This is a genomic window from Staphylococcus agnetis (assembly GCF_002901865.1).
GTDB lineage: Bacteria > Bacillota > Bacilli > Staphylococcales > Staphylococcaceae > Staphylococcus > Staphylococcus agnetis.
In genome coordinates this window covers 1-232 of record NZ_PPQF01000148.1, presented here as the reverse complement: position 1 = coordinate 232, position 232 = coordinate 1, and the positions used below count along the sequence as shown (strand labels likewise).

The following is a 232-nucleotide window of genomic DNA, read 5'->3' as shown; positions in this document are numbered from 1 at the left end:
ATCTTCACATCTGTATTCTTTGAAATCTCGACGATAACCGTAATAATCATGTTTAATTCTATATTTGAAGAAGTGTAATTCTTTATTATTAGGGCACACGTAATAGTCGTCTAGTTCATTGTATCGCCAATTTGCAGAAATAAACGGATCATTTTTAAATTTCTTTTTCCCTTCTTTAATGTACATTCCATAAGTAATTAGTGGCGTCTTTTCAAAATCATCCAGTATCATT

Annotated in this window: 1 pseudogene; it reads right to left on the bottom strand. The window is 30.2% G+C overall.

What is annotated here, in order from left to right:
* Nucleotides 1-232 (bottom strand): annotated as a pseudogene (locus CD172_RS12820) (IS5/IS1182 family transposase); the annotation flags it as partial.